Below are 17082 nucleotides of genomic sequence, written 5' to 3' on the forward strand. Positions count from 1 at the left end.
AGCCTCAGGAGCCCCGGGAGTCCTCCGCCGCCTGCTCCACCAGCGGGATGATCCGCAGCGGCACCGGGTTCTCCATCACGATCGCCGTGGACGCCCGCATGATCCCCTCGAAGCCGACGACCCGGTCGATCACCCGCTGGAGGTCGGCGTTGGAGCGGGCGACCAGCCGGCAGAGCATGTCCCCGTGCCCGGTGGTGGTGTGCAGTTCGAGCACCTCGGGGACGGTCGCCAGATGTGCGCGCACATCCGCGCCCTGCCCCTGCTTGATCTCCAGCGTCGCGAACGCCGTCACCGGATATCCGAGCGCCGCCGGGTCGACGTCCGGCCCGAAGCCCCGGATCACCCCCTGCGACTGGAGCCGGTCCATCCGCGCCTGCACCGTCCCGCGCGCCACACCGAGCCGCCGCGACGCCTCCAGTACGCCGATCCTCGGCTCGCGCGCCAGCAGCACGATGAGCCGCCCGTCCAGATGATCGATCGCCATGGAAGCCTCCCGGTGGTCATCCTGTACACAACGTCCGGCGGATGCGGACCACGGCTGGGCAGATTGCGCAGCCGGAAGACGAACTATTGCGCACCTTGTGGATCGGCGGGAGCCTTCCCCTATGACTGAGACCATCGATCACACCCCGGACACCGCGCGGCAGGCCGACCCCTTCCCGGTGAAGGGAATGGACGCGGTCGTCTTCGCCGTCGGCAACGCCAAGCAGGCCGCGCACTATTACTCCACGGCCTTCGGCATGAAGCTCGTCGCCTACTCCGGACCGGAGAACGGCAGCCGCGAGACCGCGAGTTACGTCCTGTCCAACGGCGCCGCCCGCTTCGTCCTCACCTCCGTGATCAAGCCGTCCACCGACTGGGGCCACTTCCTCGCCGACCACGTCGCCGCCCACGGCGACGGCGTCGTCGACCTGGCCATCGAGGTGCCCGACGCCCGCAAGGCGTACGCGTACGCGGTCGAGCACGGCGCCACCGGCATCACCGAGCCGTACGAGGTCAAGGACGAGCACGGCACCGTCGTCATGGCCGCCATCGCGACCTACGGCAAGACCCGCCACACCCTCGTCGAGCGCGGCGGCTACGACGGCCCGTACCTGCCCGGCTTCGCCGCCGCCGACCCGATCGTCGAGCCGCCGGCCAAGCGCACCTTCCAGGCCATCGACCACTGCGTGGGCAACGTCGAGCTCGGCCGGATGAACGAGTGGGTGGCGTTCTACAACAAGGTCATGGGCTTCACCAACATGAAGGAGTTCGTGGGCGACGACATCGCCACCGAGTACTCCGCGCTCATGTCGAAGGTCGTCGCCGACGGCACCCTCAAGGTGAAGTTCCCGATCAACGAGCCGGCGATCGCGAAGAAGAAGTCGCAGATCGACGAGTACCTCGAGTTCTACGGCGGCGCCGGCGTCCAGCACATCGCGCTCGCCACGAACGACATCGTCGCCACCGTCCGCTCCATGCGCGCCGCGGGCGTCCAGTTCCTCGACACCCCGGACTCGTACTACGACACCCTCGGCGAGTGGGCCGGCGAGACCCGGGTGCCGGTCGAGACGCTGCGGGAGCTGAAGATCCTCGTCGACCGCGACGAGGACGGCTACCTGCTGCAGATCTTCACCAAGCCGGTCCAGGACCGTCCCACGGTCTTCTTCGAGATGATCGAGCGACACGGTTCGATGGGCTTCGGCAAGGGCAACTTCAAGGCGCTCTTCGAGGCGATCGAGCGCGAGCAGGAGAAGCGCGGCAACCTCTGAGACGTCGCCCCGCCCTGCTGACACCGCGGCCCCACGGACCTGACCCGTGGGGCCGCGGTGCTGCGTACCGCCTGCCGGGGGCCGGCCGCCCGGTCCCGCCGCGCCGCTGCCTCATACCGCTTGCCGGGGCCGCCACCCGGTCCCGCCGCGGGCGGCCGCCCGACCTGCCACGCCGGGTCCCGCCAGGCCAATCAGCCCGTCGTGGCCGCCGGCGAAGCCGCGGTCGCCGAGCGCTGCACCGGCCGCAGCGCCGGCGCGGGCGGCGCGGCGGCCGGCGACGCCGCCGTACCGCCGGAACCGGAAGAGACCGAAGGGGATGGAGCCGCGGCCGCAGACGCGACGGCCGACGGTGACGCGGACACCAGAGCCGGTTCGGACGACGACGCGGACGGCGACGGCGACGGGGACGCCGACGGCGGGTCGATGGGCGACGGCCCGTCACCCACCACGTCCGACGGCCCGCCCGCCGCGGGCTCGCCGAGCGCGTCCCGCGCCTCCCGCGCCCGCGGCGCCAGCAGCGGCGAGAAGTTCGGATTCGTCCGCAGCGCCTCGTCGAGGTGCCGCCGCGCCGGCCCGTGGTCGCCGAGCGCACGCTCGATCTCGCCGAGGTGGTACGAGAACAGGGCGCTGCGCAGCCCCTGGTCGGTCGCCAGCCTCGCGAACGGCAGCGCGTCCTTCGCCCGGCCCGCCTTGTACAGCGCCCACCCCATGGTGTCGGCGACCTGCACACTGCGGTGGCCGCGCCGCCATTCGCCCTGCAGCCGGCGCACCGCGGCGGCCGGGTCCCCGTGGTCCGCCTCGTAGCGGGCCAGCACCAGGTTCCCGTTGACGCCGTGCTCACCGGCACGGGTGACCTGCTCCCGCATCAGCTCGTACCGGGTGGCGGCGTCCCCGGTCAGCCCCAGCGACTCGTACAGCTCGCCGGACTCCAGCGCGTACTCGGGCAGCGGGACCTTCGCCAGCGCCGTCCGGTAGTCGTCCAGCGCCTCGTCGGTGCGGCCCAGCGCCGTCAGCGCGCGGGCCCGGCCGGCCAGCGACCGGTGGCTGTCCGGCACGGCCTTGAGCGCCTTCGTGTAGTGCTCCACCGCGTCCGCGGCCTCGCCGCGCTCCCACGCCAGCTCACCCTCGCGGTGCAGGGCGACGGCCTTCTCCGCGGGGGTGCGCGAGTTCGCCGTCGCGCCGTACGCCAGGGCCGCCGCGTCCTCGCGCCAGCCCTTGTTCCAGTAGACCCGCGCCTCCATCCCCTGCACCCGCGGCCCGCTCTGCAGCTCCAGCAGCCGGTCCATGGCCTTGCCGGCGGCCGCGTACCTGCCGAGCCCGTGGTAGGCGTCGATCAGCGCCGGATACACCGTCCAGCGTTCCGGCTGCCGCTTCCTGGCCTGCTCGGCGTAGCCGCGCGCGGCGGCGAAGTCGTGCCGGGCGTTGGCCAGCTCCGCCATCCCCACGAGCGCGTCGACGTCGCCCTTGGCCGCGGGCACGCCGTCCAGCGACCGCTTCAGCGCGCGCTCCGCCTTCGGGTAGTACGCCGTGTCCCCGAGCCGGTTGCCGCGCTCCACGTACGCGGAGCCCAGCGCCGCCCACGCCCGCCGGTCACCCGGATGGTCGCGTACGACGCGCTCCCGGTCGCGGATCAGCGCGTCCAGGTCGGCGAGCGAGGCCGGCGCGCCGGTGTCCGCCGCGGCCATCGCCCTGGCCACGGGGCCGGGGGCCGGCGGTGGCGCGTCCTTCCCCCAACCGGGCGCGAGCATGATCACCCCGGTGACCAGTGTCGCGCCCACCAGCGTGCTGACAGCGGCGTTCTTCAGGGTTTCGCTCTTCATGGCGCTCACTGTGCGGCAGCGGGCAGCCGATACGAAGAACACACTCTGACCCGCGGAGCGGAACGCAGACGGGTTCACACCGATGGCCCCCGGTGCGAGGCTTGGGATCATGGACGATCTCCTCGATCGGCTGCGCGCCGGTCTGCCCGCCGAAGCCCTCATCACCGATCCGGACGTCACCGCGTCGTACGGCAACGACATGGCGAGCTTCTGCGTGGCGGGCACCCCCGCCGTCGTGGTCCTGCCGCGCACCGTCGAGCAGGTGCAGCACGTGATGCGCACCGCCACGGCGCTGCGCGTGCCGGTCGTGCCCCAGGGCGCCCGCACGGGCCTGTCGGGCGCGGCCAACGCGTCCGACGGCTGCATCGTGCTGTCCCTGACGAAGATGGACCGGATCCTGGAGATCAGCCCGGTCGACCGGATCGCCGTCGTCGAACCGGGCGTCGTCAACGCCGTGCTGTCCCGGGCGGTGGGCGAGCACGGTCTGTACTACCCGCCGGATCCTTCCAGCTGGGAGACGTGCACGATCGGCGGCAACATCGGCACCGCGTCCGGCGGCCTGTGCTGCGTCAAGTACGGGGTGACGGCCGAGTACGTCCTCGGCCTCAAGGTCGTCCTGGCCGACGGACGGCTGCTCAACACCGGCCGGCGCACCGCGAAGGGCGTCGCCGGATACGACCTGACCCGGCTCTTCGTCGGCTCGGAGGGCAGCCTCGGCATCGTCGTGGAAGCGGTCCTGGCGCTACGGCCGCAGCCGCCGGCCCAGCTGGTGCTCGCCGCCGAGTTCCCGTCGGCGGCCACCGCCTGCGACGCCGTCTGCGCGATCATGGAACGCGGACTCACCCCGTCCCTCCTCGAGATCATGGACCGCACCACGGTCCGCGCGGTCAACAAGCTGGCGAACATGGGCCTTCCAGAGACGACGGAGGCCCTGCTCCTCGCCGCCTTCGACACCCCCGACCCGGCGGCCGGCCTGGCCGCCGTCGGCGCGCTGTGCGAGGCCGCGGGCGCGAGCGAGGTGGTGCCCGCGGACACCGTCGCCGAGTCCGAACTCCTCCTCCAGGCACGCCGGATGTCGCTCACGGCACTGGAGACCGTCAAGTCGGCGACGATGATCGACGACGTCTGCGTACCGCGCTCGAAGCTCGGCGCGATGATCGAGGGCACGTCCGCCATCGCGGAGAAGTACGACCTGACCATCGGCGTCTGCGCCCATGCCGGTGACGGCAACACCCACCCCGTCGTCTGCTTCGACCACCTCGACCCCGACGAGTCGCGGCGCGCCCGCGAGTCCTTCGACGAGATCATGGCGCTCGGTCTGGAACTGGGGGGCACCATCACCGGCGAACACGGCGTGGGGGTCCTCAAGAAGGAGTGGCTGGCCCGCGAACTCGGGCCGGTCAGCCTCGAGTTGCAGCGCGGCATCAAGCAGACCTTCGACCCGCTGGGCATCCTCAACCCGGGCAAGCTCTTCTGACGCCTCCCGGGCGGACCGCTCCGCCGCGTACCTCTCAGGCATCGCCGTCCTGCGGGTCACCGGAGGAGCCGTGCGCCCGCAGCTCGTCCGCCCTGGCCGGGGCGAGCAGTTCGGCCAGGGCCTCGTCGATCCCGAGCGCCGCCGACTCCGACCCCGGCGGGACGATGCGCAGCGTCCGCTCCAGCCAGGCCGACACCGCCCCGGACGGCGCCTCCAGCAGAGCGTCACCATCGGGTGAACTCAACGCCACCAGGATGACGCCGCGCCCCTCGCTCTTCGCCGGCCAGACCCGTACGTCCCCGGCGCCGCACGGCCGGAACACCCCTTCGATCAGCAGCTCGCGGGCGAACGTCCAGTTGACGGGATGCTCGGAGCCGACGTGGAAGACGATGTGCACGGCATAGGGGTCCTTCGACCGGTAGATCAGCCGGGCCGGTACGGGGACGCTGCGCTCCGGCGACAGCACCAGCTTCAGTTCGAGTTCGCGTTCCACCACGGTGTCCATGGGTCTCTTCCCTTCTTCTGCGCCTGCTGCGGCGGCCCGGTGAGCGGGCCTCACAGGAAGAGAGCGCGCTGCCCCGCGGTCATGACGCGACTTTCCGTCATAACTTTCCGTGACCACGAAGTGACCTGAAAGGGGTCGTTACGGCAGGACCGGCCCAGGGGCACTCGCGGGTCTGATAGATGTGGTGCCTTGTATTGAGTCTCAAGAGATACGGGACCACGGTGATGAGCGCCCCAACCCCGGCCACCGGCGACGGCAGCCCCACACCCGGCTACTACCCGGACCCGTCCATTCCCGGATATGTCCGGTACTGGAACGGCTCGGCATGGGTGCCGGGCACCAGCAGGCCCGCCCCCGAGTCGGGCGAGGGGATGCCCGCGCCGCCCCGTGCGGCGGCCTCTGCCGCACCCGAGGCGGCAACCCCCGCCCCGTCCGCGCCCGCCGTCGAGGAGACGGGTCCGGTCTTCCTGGACGACGATCCCCCGGACGAGCCGTCCCGCCCCGAACCCGCCACCGCGTGGCAGGCCGACACGTCACGGCAGGCCGGTTTCGGCGGCGATCTCGACAACCGGGTCTCGTGGGGCGGCGATCCCCGCACCGCCGACCGGCCGGCGTCCTCCGGCACACCGGCCGATCCGCGCCGCCCGGCAGAGCCGGCCCAGCCCGTCGATCCGACCGGCGGCCGGCTGCCCGGCGTCCGTTCCGTGGGCCGCCAGGCCGGACCCGCCGACGAGGTCCCCGGCGGCGTCCGTCCGGTGAGCGCGTCCTCCGGGGCCGAGCCGCCGGCGGACGGCACCGTCACCATCCGCGCCGTCCGTCCGGGCCGGGGGCCCGCTCCCGCCGGCACAGGGCGGCAGGCGGCGCAGGAGCCGTCCGCCCCCCGCACGCCCGGGCAGTCGCACCAGCCGGCCGAGAACACCGTCACCATCCGGGCGCAGCGCCCGGGACAGGCCGACGGCGCGCCCACGGTCCGCCCCGTCGGCAGTGACGCCGAGGCACAGCCCGGCCCGCGGTCCGCCACCGGAGCGTCGGCCGCGGGCCCGACCCCGGCGCCCGCGCCCCGGGCACAGGCCGCCCCGGCCGCGTACCAGCCCCAGCCGGCCGCACCCGCCCCCGCCGCGCAACAGGCTCCCGTGCAGCCCCAGGCGCCCGCACAGGCCCAGCCGCCGGTGACCAGCAGCGCCGGCGGCGGCGCCGCCTCCTGGGCGCAGCAGGCGCACCAGCTCGCCGGGTCCCCGGGGGCCGCCGCCGGCGAACCGGTCCTTCCGTGGAAGCCCCCGGTCAACGACCCGTTCCTGGCCGCCGCGCAGGCCCAGGCGGCCGCCCGCCCCGCCGGCCTCGGCAAGCGGCTGGCCGCCCGGCTGATCGACACGGTGCTGCTCGGCGCGCTCGTCGGCGGCGTGGCCGTCCCGGTCCTCGCCCGGACGCGCGCCCACATCGACGACAAGATCGAGGCGGCGAAGCTGTCCGGCGAGACGGTGACCGTCTGGCTGCTCGACGGCACCACCGCCGTCCACCTCGGTATCGTCCTCGGCGCCCTGCTCGTCCTCGGCGTGCTGTACGAGTCGCTGCCGACGGCCAGGTGGGGCCGGACGCTCGGCAAGAAGCTCTGCGGGCTGACGGTGGTGGACATCGAGAGCCACGAGCCGCCCATGTTCGGCGCCGCGCTGCGCCGCTGGCTCCTCTACAGCGTGCTCGGCATCCTCGTCGTCGGTCTGCTCAATGTGCTCTGGTGCCTCTTCGACCGGCCGTGGCGGCAGTGCTGGCACGACAAGGCGGCGCACACGTTCGTGACCGGCTGACCCCGTTGCCGCAGGGGGCCCGGGGCGGTTCCCCCGAACGCACGTGAGCCGTTGCGGGGCCCTTGAGGCCGGGATGCACTGCCCCCATGAGCAACGATCAGCCGCCGACCGGACCGCCGCCCGACGAGGACCCGCTGCGCAAGAGGCCGCAGGAGCCGGAGGGGTCCGGCGAGCCGACACCGCCTCCCGCGGGAGGCAGTTCGCCGTACGACACACCCGCCGGCAGCCCGTACGGAGGCGCCGGCGGCACTCCGTACGGCGCGGGCGCCCCCGGCGGCCCGTACGGCGCCGATCCGCTCGCGGGGATGCCGCCGCTCGCCCCGTTCGGCAAGCGGGTGCTGGCCAGGCTGATCGACATGATCATCGTCTTCGTGCCGCTGATCCTCATCTCGCTGATCTTCGGCGGCATCGAGGGGAACTACGGCGGCGACGACTGGGACGATGTCACGGACCGGGTGAATTCCGGTGAGCAGTGGCTGTGGTCGCTCATCAGTCTGGTGGCCTACATCGGCTACGACACGCTCATGACGGCGAAGAACAACGGGCAGACCGTCGGCAAGAAGATCATGAAGCTGCGGACCGCGATGATCAACGACGGGCGCGTGCCGGACGTCGGCTCCTCGCTCCTGCGCGCGGCAGTGCTGTGGGTGCCCGCGCTGGTGTGCTGCTACTGCGTCTGGTGGCTCGTCATCGTCATCACGGTGTTCACCGACAAGCCGTACCGGCAGGGCCTGCACGACAAGGCGGGCAAGACCGTCGTGGTGTCAGCGGCGCAGTGAGTGCTCGCCGACCCTGACCTCGGCCCCGGTGTGCGTACGCGCCGCGGGGGCACGGTGGCCGAGTGGGTCGGGGACGGCGCTCGACACGGCCGGGTCCGCAGCGGCGGACCCGGCCGGCCCGGTCCTGCGGCGCTGTGGGAGCGACACCGCGACCAGAAGTCCCAGGGCCAGCGAGGCGATGCCGATCGCAGCGACCGCGACGCCGTTGGTGGTGCGGGTCAGCAGCAGGAGGGCGACGGTCGAGAAGACGACGGTGGCCGAACCGTAGGCGAGCTGTGCGGCAGTCGGACGCGGCATGACGGTATCCGTCCTCGGGACAGGGGCAGGGCGAAGTCTCGGCGAAGTTCGCGCTGACGCGAGACTCTACGACGGTGGATGCCCGTACGGAACCGGCAGTAAGCGTGACCTAACCCACGGTGCCGGTGCATGGGGGGCGCACTGGTTCATTCGTCCACCCAAGTGGCTGAAATTGTGCGCCTCTTGTCCTGATTCGCCATCGTCCGGATAGCGGATCCGTGCTCCGCATAGTGCAGTTGGCCTGTCCAAGTCAAGGTCTGTCTTTTCTTCGTCAACTCCGGTCGAATGTCGTCACTTGAGACGCGATACCGTGCGCGCGGACGACCCCACAATCCGGTCCGCAGCAGCAACGGGACGCGGGGGAGGACACCATCAAGTGACCAGCAAGCGACGGACGTTCAGAGCGTCCGCGGTGCTCGTGGCCCTTGCCGCGACCACTGCGACCGCCTCGGCGTTCACCAGTGCGCAGGCCGACGGCCAGAAGCCGGCGGACCCTGCGGGCATCGAGAGGCACGACCCGGCACCGAACAAGGGCTATGTCGAGCACGACCTCGAAGGACCCTTCAGCAAGAAGCAGGAAAGTCAGCGTCAGGCCGCTCTCGAGCAGGTCATAGCGGGCGACGCCGATGTGCAGACGCGTGGCGGCTCCAAGGTCGTCAAGCTCGACGACAAGAAGTACGTCGAGCTCGAGCGCGAGAAGTCCGACAAGATCTTCACCATCCTCGTGGAGTTCGGCGACAAGGTCGACGACACGACGATGTACGACCCGGACGGGCCCGACGGCCCCAAGCCGCCCGTCAAGAAGTACGGCGGCGAGCCGGGTCCGCTGCACAACGAGATCGCCGAGCCCGACCGGTCGAAGGACAACTCGACCGCCTGGCAGGCGGACTACGACCAGCAGCACTTCCAGGACCTGTACTTCGGCACCGGAAAGGACGAGAACGGACAGCCGAAGCACTCCCTGAAGAGCTACTACGAGAAGACCTCCTCCGGCCGCTACACGGTCGACGGCACGGTCTCCGACTGGGTCAAGGTCGACTACAACGAGGCCCGTTACGGCTCGAACTACTGCGGCCAGTCCAACTGCGCCAACGCCTGGGACGCCGTCCGTGACGGTGTGAACGCCTGGGTCGAGGACCAGAAGGCCAAGGGCCGGAGCGACGCCGAGATCAAGGCGACACTTGCCGAGTACGACAAGTGGGACCGCTACGACTTCGACGCCGACGGCGACTTCAACGAGCCCGACGGCTACATCGACCACTTCCAGTTCGTGCACGCGGGCGAGGACGAGTCGGCCGGCGGCGGCGCCCAGGGCCCCAACGCCCTGTGGGCCCACCGCTGGTACGCCTACGGCACCGACGCGGGCCGCTCCGGCCCGGCGGAGAACAAGGCCGGCGGCGCCCAGATCGGCGACACCGGCATCTGGGTCGGCGACTACACCGTGCAGCCCGAGAACGGCGGCCTCGGCGTCTTCGCCCACGAGTACGGCCACGACCTCGGTCTGCCGGACCACTACGACACCTCCGGCGGCGGCGAGAACTCGACCGGCTTCTGGACCCTGATGTCGTCCGGTTCCTGGCTCGGCGCCGGCAAGGACACCATCGGTGACATGCCCGGCGACATGACCGCCTGGGACAAGCTGCAGCTCGGCTGGCTCAACTACGAGACGGCCAAGGCGGCGACGAAGTCCACCCACACCCTGGGTGTGTCGGCGTACAACACCAAGAAGCCGCAGGCGCTCGTCGTCGAGCTGCCGAAGAAGGCCGTCACCACGACTGTCGTGAAGCCCGCCGAGGGCTCCATGCAGTGGTGGAGCGACATGGGCGACGACCTCAAGAACACCCTGTCCCGCTCGGTCGACCTCACCGGCAAGTCCACGGCTTCCCTGGAGCTCGACGGCTGGTGGGACATCGAGGCCGACTACGACTACCTCTACACCGAGGTGTCGACGGACGGCGGCGCCAACTGGACGCCGGTGGACGGCACGGCCGACGGCCAGGCCATCCCCCGTGACGCCAGCGACAAGCCGGCTCTGACCGGCCCCTCCACGGGCCACCAGAAGCTCGTCTACTCGCTGGACGCCTACGCGGGCCAGAAGGTCGACGTCCGCTTCCGCTACCAGACGGACGGCGGCGTGGCCGGCAAGGGCTTCGCGGCCGACGCCATCACGGTCACGGCCGACGGCGCGCCGGTCTTCACCGACAACGCCGAGGGCGAGGTCGAGGGCTGGACCGCGAACGGCTTCAACCGCATCGGTGAGTCGTTCACGCTCGAGTACGAGCAGTACTACATCGCCGAGAACCGCCAGTACGTGTCGTACGACAAGACCCTCGCGGTCGGCCCGTACAACTTCGGCTTCAAGGCGCCCCGCGACGGCTGGGTCGAGCACTACCCGTACCAGAACGGTCTGCTCATCTGGCAGTGGGACACCTCGCAGAAGGACAACAACACCAGCGCCCACCACGGGCAGGGTCTGCTCCTTCCGATCGACGCCCACGCCAAGCCGATGAAGTGGTCGGACGGCAAGCTGCTCCGCAACCGGATGCAGTCGTTCGACTCGACGTTCAGCCGGTACCGCACGGACAGCTTCTGGCTGCACAACGCGGACCAGCCGCACTGGATCTCCTCGCAGCGCGGCAACCCGGTCTTCGACGACCGGAAGGGGACCTACTGGTACCCCGAGAACCCGACGGGCAGCGTCAAGGTAACTGACACCAACACCAAGATCTCGATCGTCGACGAGCCGCGCCACGGCCGGACGATCACGGTCAAGGTCGGTCCGTCGACCAAGTAATTCGTAACACCGCAGGTCAAAGCATGATCGGCCGTCGCCCTCTAGCGGGCGGCGGCCGATCGTGTTTAGGTGCGTCTGACCGAGGTTCTTATTGACAGTGACTGACGGGGGAGTGGTTCCGCATGCCTGGCGGAGGTTTCTGCAAGCTGCCGAACGGCAGCGTGGTCGTCGCGCTGAGCCTGCCGAGCCCGGCCGTCGGGGGCGGCACGGTCCGCTTCCTGGTCCACGCGGCGAACCGGGCGCGAGCGCTGACGCGGCTGCGGAATCTCGGGTTTCGGGCGGTGTATCTGCGGGGGAACGCGGAGCCGCCGACCCCGGACGAGATCACGGCGGTGCTCCACCACCCCGAGGGCCTGCTGTGGCGCCCCACCCAGGCGGTCTCCCCCCTCTGGCACCCGGCCCGCGCCCTCCTCCGCGACCCGGCCTGACGACGGGGCGGCCCTCAAGGGGCCGCTGCGGCCCCGTGCCACCTGCGGCGGGCTTGTCCCCTCCCCTTCCCGCTGTACCGGATGTGCGGCTCCGCCGCGTGGCGGGGCAGGCCCCGGACACCGGTACCGCGCTCCGCGCGGTGTCCTCAAAAGCCGGGCGGGCTGGATTTCGCTCCGCGGCATCAGCCTCGCCGGGGGCTCACGGAAGGGGCGGGGACGGGGACAGGCTCCGCGCGGCGGAGCGGCGGGGTCAGACGACCGGCTTGCCGGTCAGTTCGACGCCCGCGCCCCGCAGCTCCTCCAGCGCCCGCGCCGTCGTCTCCGGCGACACCCCCGCCGTCAGGTCGAGCAGCACCTGCGTCGTGAAGCCCTCCCGCGCCGCGTCCAGCGCCGTCGCCCGGACGCAGTGGTCGGTCGCGATGCCGACCACGTCCACCTCGGCGACCTGGTGCGTCCGCAGCCACTGCGCGAGCGTCGTGCCGTTCTCGTCCGTGCCTTCGAAGCCGCTGTACGCCGCCGCGTACGCCCCCTTGTCGAAGACCGCGGAGACCGCGCCGGAGGCGACGGCCGGCGCGAAGTTCGGGTGGAAGCCGACGCCCTCCGTGCCGGCCACGCAGTGCGGCGGCCACGACTCGACGAAGTCCGGGTTCTCGGAGAAGTGGGAGCCCGGCTCGACGTGGTGGTCGCGGGTGGCGACCACATAGCGGTAGCCCGGCTGGGCGTGGCCGATCAGCTCGGTGATGGCGGCCGCGACATCGGCGCCTCCCGCCACGGCGAGGCTGCCGCCCTCGCAGAAGTCGTTCTGAACGTCCACGACGATCAAGGCGCGGTGCATGGCGGGCTTCCTTCGGTGGCGTAGGGGAGAGGGGAGACGAGAAAAGGGTCAGGACACGAGCGGAACGCACGGAACTACCGAGCCTAGACACTCGCCACCCCGTAGGGGAGAGTCACGGCCCCGCGGCCTGCACCTGCCCGAACGTGGACGCTTCATGCGCCCCGCCCGCACCGCCGGCCTCATACGTATTCGGTCGGGATCACCGGCTCGCCCCGGGAAAGCTGGATCGCCGACATCGGCAGCCCGGCGCGCGCCGCGATGTGCCGGTCGCGGGCCGCGTCCAGCGGCTCGCGGGCGACGACCTCGCCGTTCTTGACCAGCTCCACCAGCAGCTGCCGGTCGGCGAGTTCCGCGGGCGGTTCGCCGACGCCGACGACCTCCGCCTCCGCGCTCCCGTCGGCGTCCCGGCGGCGGGCCGCCCACTTGCGGCCGCCGACCGACAGCTTTCCGCCGAGGGACTTCTTGGCCACCGGCTCCAGCGGCGCCGCCGGATCGGCGGACCGCGCGCGGGCCACGAGCTTGTAGACCATCGAGCAGGTGGGATGGCCGCTGCCGGTGACCAGCTGGGTCCCGACGCCGTACGCGTCGACGGGGGCCGCGGCCAGCGAGGCGATCGCGTACTCGTCGAGGTCGGAGGTGACCACGATCCTGGTGTCGGTCGCGCCCAGCTCGTCGAGCTGCTGGCGCACCCGGTGCGCGACGAGCAGCAGGTCGCCGGAGTCGATGCGTACGGCCCCGAGCTCGGGGCCGGCGATGTCGACGGCGGTACGGACGGCCTCGGCCACGTCGTAGGTGTCGACCAGCAGGGTCGTGCCCCGCCCGAGCGAGTCGACCTGGGCCTGGAACGCGCCGCGTTCGCTGTCGTGCAGCAGGGTGAAGGCGTGCGCGCTGGTGCCGACGGTGGGGATGGCGTACCGGAAGCCGGCCGCCAGGTCGGAGGTGGAGTCGAAGCCGCCGACGTACGCGGCGCGGGCCGCGGCGACGGCCGACAGCTCGTGGGTGCGGCGCGCGCCCATCTCGATGAGCCGGCGCCCGCCCGCGGCCGCCGACATCCGCGACGCGGCGGCGGCGATCGCGGAGTCGTGGTTGAGGATGGAGAGGATCACGGTCTCCAGCAGCACGCACTCGGCGAAGGAACCCTCGACCCGGACGATCGGCGAACCGGGGAAGTACACCTCGCCCTCCGGGTAGCCCCAGATGTCGCCGCGGAAGCGGTAGCCGGCGAGCCACTCGAGCGTGGGCTCGTCGACGATGCGCTGCTCCCGCAGGAAGCCGAGGACGCCGGCGTCGAAGCGGAAGTTCTCGACGGCGTCCAGCACCCGCCCGGTTCCCCCGACCACGCCGTAGCGCCGGCCCTCGGGCAGGCGGCGGGTGAAGACCTCGAAGACGGATCGCCGCTCGGCGGTGCCGGCCTTCAGCGCCGCCTGCAGCATCGTGAACTCGTACTGGTCCGTGAAGAGCGCGGTGGACGGCACGTCGACCGGCAGCCCAAGGTCTGCAGCGTTCATGACGCGATGCTAGCGCACATTTCGTCACTCTGACGAGATGTCGCCGCGGAGCGGGTTCCGTATCCCGTTTCTGACGGGTCGTCCCGTCCCGGCCGGGCCGTTTGTGCGATGCGGCCCCCCGGGTGGCAGCATGGGTTGAGTGACGATGCCCGTAGAGATCGAACGACCGGAGTCGGCGGAGGAGACGCACGTCGTCCCCGAGCCCGATGTGCCCTGGGTGACGCTGGTGCACAACGACCCGGTCAATCTGATGAGCTATGTCACCTACGTCTTCCAGGCTTACTTCGGCTACTCGAAGGACAAGGCGCACAAGTTGATGCTCGACGTCCATCACAAGGGGCGCGCCGTCGTCTCCAGCGGCAGCCGCGAGGAGATGGAGCGTGACGTGCAGGCGATGCACGGATACGGACTGTGGGCGACGCTCACCCAGGACCGCGGCTGATGAGCTCTCACTTCGAGCCGCTCGACGGCGGCGGGGCGGCCGTACGCCTGGACGAGGTCGAGGTCGCCATCCTGCGCTCGCTCGCCGTCCAGCTCCTGGAACTCATCGGGCCCGGCGACGAGCCCGCGGAGGGCGAGGACCCGCTGGCCGCCCTCTTCGCCGAGGGGCCGAGCGAGCCGCCCTCCGACCCGGCACTCGCCCGCCTCTTCCCGGAGGCCTACGCGGACCCCGAGGCCGGCGTGCCCGACGAGGAGCTGCGGGCCGCGTCGTCCGAGTTCCGGCGCTTCACCGAGAACGACCTGCGCACCCGTAAGCGCGAGGACGCCCTCGCGGTCGTGAAGACCCTGGACTCCCTGGCCCCCGTCGGCGACGACGGCGCTGTGCTGGAACTGGACTCCAATGACTGCCTCCACTGGCTCGGCGCCCTCAACGACCTGCGGCTGACCATCGGCACCCGCCTCGACGTCGGCGAGGACGACGAGAACGACGCGCTGTACCGCCTGCCCGACTCCGACCCGCGCAAGCCCATGGTCATGGCCTACCTGTGGCTCGGCGCGCTCCAGGAGACGCTCGTCGAGACGCTGCTGCCCTGAGAGCCGCCGGCCGGCGGTGGCCGATACCGGTCGTCGCCGTCCGGTATTCGTGCATAGGGCAACTGATGTGTCCGTTCGCTCAGCGAATGCTCAAATCCGGATAACGATCCCATCACCGATCCCGGGTTTCCCCTGCGTACAGGCCCTTGACGCCGAGACGTGTGATCTGCGTCACTAACCCCCGTGCGGCGTGCGTGGTAGAACTTCGCAACTCGTTCCGCGAACGTGTCCCCTCGACCGCGGAGCAGTGGCCGGTTTCCACCGGCGTACGACCTGTTGCACCGGCGTCCGATGTCCGCGGATGCCTGCCGGTGCCCCAGTCGCCGATCGGACAACGGCGTTCGCTCAACACCAGCCCCGTAAGGCCGGTCGCTGCGCCATGCGCGCAGCGGCACCCCTCCCCCCGAGGTAGCAGATGTCACTTGACAGCATCGCCCAGAACATCGATGAGGCCGTCAGCGGTTTCTTCGATCCGGTCTCGACCTTCCTGATGGATGTGGTCTTCTACACCGTTCCTGTCTTCGGAACGGAATTTCCGCTGATCGTCGGCTGGCTGGTCGTGGCGGGTGCCTTCTTCTCCGCGTACTTCGGCCTTGCGCAACTGCGCCACATCAAGACCGCTTTCAAACTCGTCCGCGGCAAGTACGACCAGAAGGGCGCGCCCGGTGAGGTCAACCACTTCCAGGCGCTGACCTCCGCGGTCTCCGGCACCGTCGGACTCGGCAACATCGCCGGTGTCGCCATCGCCATCTCCATCGGTGGTCCCGGTGCCACGTTCTGGATGATCCTCTGCGGTCTGCTCGGCATGGCCACCAAGTTCGTCGAGTGCACCCTCGGCGTGAAGTACCGGGAGATCGACGAGAACGGCAAGGTCTCCGGCGGGCCGATGCTCTATCTCCGCAAGGGCCTCGCGGAACTCGGCAAGCCGGCGCTCGGCAAGGTGCTCGCCACCCTGTCCGCCATCATGATCCTCTTCTTCACCTTCTTCGGCGGCAACCTCTTCCAGATCAACCAGTCGCTGGCGCAGGTCGTCGAGGTCACCGGTGAGGAGGAGAGCTTCTTCGCCAGCTCCGGCGGCGCGCTCTTCTACGGTCTGCTGATCGCCGCCGTGGTCGCCCTGGTGCTCATCGGCGGTATGCGCTCCATCGGTCAGGTCACCAGCCGCCTCGTGCCGGCCATGGCGATCATGTACGTCATCGCCTGTCTCCTGGTCATCAGCTTCAACGTGACCGAGGTGCCCGCCGCGATCGGCACCATCTTCACCAGTGCCTTCGACCCGAGCGGTGTCGCCGGTGGTCTCATCGGCGCCCTGATCGTCGGCTTCCAGCGTGCCGCGTTCTCCAACGAGGCCGGCATCGGCTCCGCGCCGATCGCCCACTCCGCGGTGAAGACCAAGCGCCCCGCCACCGAGGGTCTGGTCGCCATGCTGGAGCCCTTCATCGACACCGTCGTCATCTGCACCATGACCGCGCTGACGATCGTCATCGCGGGCGGCCCGAAGTACCTGAAGGCCCGTGAGCTCGTCGCTGGCGGCGGCTCGGCCGGCGACGTGGACCCGGACGCCGCGAATGTCGGTATCGCCATCACCTCCGACGCCTTCCAGACCGCGCTGCCCTGGTTCCCGTACCTGCTGACGGTCGCCGTGGTGCTGTTCGCCTTCTCCACGGTCATCACCTGGGGCTACTACGGCCAGAAGTGCTGGACGCACCTCTTCGGCAAGAGCAAGGCCTCCGAGACCAGCTACAAGATCGTCTTCTCGGTGATGGTCGTCGCCGGTGCGCTGCTCTCGCTGGGCACCCTGGTGGACATGTCGGACGCCTTCCTCTTCATGGCGGCCCTGTTCAACATCATCGGTCTCTACTTCCTGGCCCCCGTGGTCAAGAAGGAGCTCGTCAAGGTTCTCGCCTACGTCCGCCGCAGGGACGCCGGGGAGAGCGACGAGGAGATCGAGGCCTCCGAGCTCGCCGAGGAGACCGCCCGCGCGCAGGCGGTCGCCAACTGACGCGAAGCACCTCCGCGGCTCGTGTCCGCCGGGCCCCGTCCGCACCCTC

Annotated in this window: 15 protein-coding genes; 9 read left to right on the forward strand and 6 right to left on the reverse strand. The window is 70.8% G+C overall.

Annotated elements, in window-relative coordinates:
• Nucleotides 1-4: 4 nt before the first annotated feature.
• Nucleotides 5-484 (reverse strand): Lrp/AsnC family transcriptional regulator, encoded by a 480-nt coding sequence (locus ACFYOP_RS00450; protein WP_356889358.1) that lies wholly within the window; start codon nt 482-484, stop codon nt 5-7.
• Nucleotides 485-605: 121 nt separating this feature from the next.
• On the opposite strand from ACFYOP_RS00450, the gene hppD reads away from it, so the two are divergent.
• Complete coding sequence (gene hppD / locus ACFYOP_RS00455) at nt 606-1751, forward strand: 4-hydroxyphenylpyruvate dioxygenase (RefSeq protein ID WP_356889360.1); 1146 nt, start codon at nt 606-608, stop codon at nt 1749-1751.
• Nucleotides 1752-1942: 191 nt separating this feature from the next.
• Here the strand turns inward: hppD and ACFYOP_RS00460 are convergent, their stop codons facing one another.
• Nucleotides 1943-3571, reverse strand: coding sequence for a tetratricopeptide repeat protein (locus tag ACFYOP_RS00460; protein WP_356889362.1), 1629 nt, complete (start codon nt 3569-3571; stop codon nt 1943-1945).
• A 109-nt stretch (nt 3572-3680) separates the two neighbouring features.
• Between ACFYOP_RS00460 and ACFYOP_RS00465 the strand changes: the two genes are divergently transcribed.
• On the forward strand, nt 3681-5048 hold the full coding sequence (locus ACFYOP_RS00465; protein WP_356889364.1) for an FAD-linked oxidase C-terminal domain-containing protein: 1368 nt from the start codon (nt 3681-3683) through the stop codon (nt 5046-5048).
• A 34-nt stretch (nt 5049-5082) separates the two neighbouring features.
• Here ACFYOP_RS00465 and ACFYOP_RS00470 read toward each other — a convergent pair whose 3' ends face one another.
• Nucleotides 5083-5553, reverse strand: coding sequence for an SsgA family sporulation/cell division regulator (locus tag ACFYOP_RS00470; RefSeq protein ID WP_356889366.1), 471 nt, complete (start codon nt 5551-5553; stop codon nt 5083-5085).
• A gap of 224 nt (nt 5554-5777) precedes the next feature.
• Here ACFYOP_RS00470 and ACFYOP_RS00475 point away from each other — a divergent pair, with 224 nt between their 5' ends.
• Both ACFYOP_RS00475 and ACFYOP_RS00480 read left to right on the forward strand, forming a co-directional pair.
• Nucleotides 5778-7355, forward strand: a complete 1578-nt coding sequence (locus ACFYOP_RS00475; RefSeq protein ID WP_356889368.1) for an RDD family protein — start codon at nt 5778-5780, stop codon at nt 7353-7355.
• An 86-nt stretch (nt 7356-7441) separates the two neighbouring features.
• Entirely contained in the window at nt 7442-8134 is a 693-nt protein-coding gene (locus tag ACFYOP_RS00480) for an RDD family protein (RefSeq protein ID WP_356889370.1), read from the forward strand.
• On the opposite strand, the gene ACFYOP_RS00485 is transcribed toward ACFYOP_RS00480, so the two are convergent.
• On the reverse strand, nt 8120-8431 hold the full coding sequence (locus tag ACFYOP_RS00485) for a hypothetical protein (RefSeq protein WP_356889372.1): 312 nt from the start codon (nt 8429-8431) through the stop codon (nt 8120-8122). The two genes, ACFYOP_RS00480 and ACFYOP_RS00485, sit on opposite strands and share 15 nt — an antisense overlap.
• A gap of 376 nt (nt 8432-8807) precedes the next feature.
• Between ACFYOP_RS00485 and ACFYOP_RS00490 the strand changes: the two genes are divergently transcribed.
• Complete coding sequence (locus ACFYOP_RS00490) at nt 8808-11225, forward strand: immune inhibitor A domain-containing protein (protein ID WP_356889374.1); 2418 nt, start codon at nt 8808-8810, stop codon at nt 11223-11225.
• A gap of 122 nt (nt 11226-11347) precedes the next feature.
• The gene (locus ACFYOP_RS00495) at nt 11348-11653 is read left to right on the forward strand and encodes a hypothetical protein (protein WP_356889376.1); all 306 of its coding nucleotides are present in this window, start codon (nt 11348-11350) and stop codon (nt 11651-11653) included.
• A 250-nt stretch (nt 11654-11903) separates the two neighbouring features.
• On the opposite strand, the gene ACFYOP_RS00500 is transcribed toward ACFYOP_RS00495, so the two are convergent.
• On the reverse strand, nt 11904-12488 hold the full coding sequence (locus tag ACFYOP_RS00500; RefSeq protein WP_356889378.1) for an isochorismatase family protein: 585 nt from the start codon (nt 12486-12488) through the stop codon (nt 11904-11906).
• A 179-nt stretch (nt 12489-12667) separates the two neighbouring features.
• Nucleotides 12668-13996 (reverse strand): nicotinate phosphoribosyltransferase, encoded by a 1329-nt coding sequence (locus ACFYOP_RS00505; protein WP_356889380.1) that lies wholly within the window; start codon nt 13994-13996, stop codon nt 12668-12670.
• Between the two features lie 145 nt (nt 13997-14141).
• Here ACFYOP_RS00505 and clpS point away from each other — a divergent pair, with 145 nt between their 5' ends.
• The 3 genes from clpS (at nt 14142) to ACFYOP_RS00520 (ending at nt 17033) form a co-directional block, all read left to right on the forward strand.
• The gene (clpS, locus tag ACFYOP_RS00510; RefSeq protein ID WP_356890206.1) at nt 14142-14438 is read left to right on the forward strand and encodes an ATP-dependent Clp protease adapter ClpS; all 297 of its coding nucleotides are present in this window, start codon (nt 14142-14144) and stop codon (nt 14436-14438) included.
• Complete coding sequence (locus ACFYOP_RS00515) at nt 14438-15031, forward strand: DUF2017 domain-containing protein (RefSeq protein ID WP_356889382.1); 594 nt, start codon at nt 14438-14440, stop codon at nt 15029-15031. Before clpS ends, ACFYOP_RS00515 begins: the two co-directional genes overlap by 1 nt.
• A gap of 415 nt (nt 15032-15446) precedes the next feature.
• Complete coding sequence (locus tag ACFYOP_RS00520) at nt 15447-17033, forward strand: alanine/glycine:cation symporter family protein (protein ID WP_356889384.1); 1587 nt, start codon at nt 15447-15449, stop codon at nt 17031-17033.
• The last annotated feature ends 49 nt before the right edge of the window (nt 17034-17082 follow it).

Origin of the sequence: Streptomyces sp. NPDC006294 (assembly GCF_042870895.1) — a bacterium.
Taxonomy (GTDB): domain Bacteria; phylum Actinomycetota; class Actinomycetes; order Streptomycetales; family Streptomycetaceae; genus Streptomyces.